General features: G+C 68.9%; 1 protein-coding gene. It reads left to right on the top strand.

Annotated features, from left to right (window positions below; all coding sequences use genetic code 11):
* Positions 1–1,286 (top strand): DUF58 domain-containing protein (locus tag EOA60_RS32875; protein WP_164899767.1); only part of this gene is annotated, 1,286 nt, incomplete at its 5' end.
* Positions 1,287–1,418: the final 132 nt, after the last annotated feature.

Below are 1,418 nucleotides of genomic sequence, written 5' to 3'. Positions count from 1 at the left end.
GACAGGTATGGGCGGCGGCGGCGGGAGCGATTCCCGCCTTCCTGATCGCGCTCGCGCTGCCGCATGTCTGGTATCTCGGGCTGCTCTGGATTTGCGCTTTGCTTGCCTTCTTGGCGGTCGACGCGGCGGCCGGGCGCGGACGCGCGTCGCTCAGCGCCACGCTCACCGCACCGCCGCAGGTCGGCGTCGGCGGACGTTTCACGCTGCACATCGCGGCCGGTCTCGGGGCGCGAACGCGCCGGCTGCAGGCGCGCGTCGGGCATGACCAGCGGCTGGCGCCGGTCAACGGCACGGGCGGCACACTGCCGGCAAATGGCGGCACGCTCGATCTCGAATTCGACGCCATTCGGCGGGGCATCGCCAGCTTCGATCGGCTGTGGCTGCGCTGGCAAGGGCCGTTCGGGCTGGTCTGGAAGCAGGCCGTGCTGCCGGTGGAGCGCAAGATAGCGGTGCTGCCCGATGTCAGCCGCGCCCGCGACGAGGCGATCACGCTGCTGCAGCGCTCCGCTCTTGCCGACGGCCATGCACAGAAGCGCGCCGGCCAGGGCCGCGAGTTCGAGGCGCTGAAGGACTACCAGCCCGGCATGGGCCGGCGCATGATCGACTGGAAGCGCAGCGCCCGCCACGGCAAATTGCTTGCCCGCGAATTCCGCATCGAAGAGAACAACAACATCGTTCTAGCCATCGATAGCGGGCGGCTGATGTGCGAGCCGGTCGAGGGCGTGCCGAAGGTCGACCGGGCCGTGACGGCGGCGCTGTTGTCCGCCTTCATTGCGCTCAAGGGCGGCGACCTCGTCAGCCTGTTTTCCTTCGACGCCAGGCCGCGCGTTTCCAGCGGCGCCGTGCGCGGCTCGCCGAGCTTCACCATGATCCAGAAGCGCGCCGCCGAGATCGACTATTCGACCGAGGAGACCAATTTCACCCTGGCGCTGACGACGCTCGCCGCGAAGCTCGACCGGCGCTCACTGGTCATCGTTTTCACCGATTTCGTCGACCCGATCAGCGCCGAGCTGATGCTGCGCACCGTCGGGCGGCTGACCGAGCGGCATCTGGTGCTGTTCATGCTGATGAAGGATGTCGAGCTGGAGACTTTGGCCGATATGGCGCCTACCGCCCCGGAGGACGTGGCCCGCGCGGTCACCGCCGGCGACCTGCTCAGACAGCGGCAGGTGGTGATCGGACGCCTCAGGCTGCTCGGCGCGCATGTCATCGAGGCCGACCACCAGCGGCTCGGCCCGGCGCTGGTCGAGCGCTATATCCAGCTCAAGGAGGAAAACCTCTTATGACGCTGCCCGCCGGCACCGATGCCGTGCGCCAGTCGCTGGCAAGCTTCCGCCAGGAGCGCGAGGCCGACTGGAAGGCGTTCGAGGCACTGCTTGCCCGCGTCGAGAAGCGCGCGCCGCGCGCGCTGTCGGAAG

It is taken from the genome of Mesorhizobium sp. M1A.F.Ca.IN.020.06.1.1, from assembly GCF_004023265.1.
Classification (GTDB): Bacteria; Pseudomonadota; Alphaproteobacteria; order Rhizobiales; family Rhizobiaceae; genus Mesorhizobium.
This window is presented reverse-complemented; position numbering and strand designations above follow the sequence as displayed.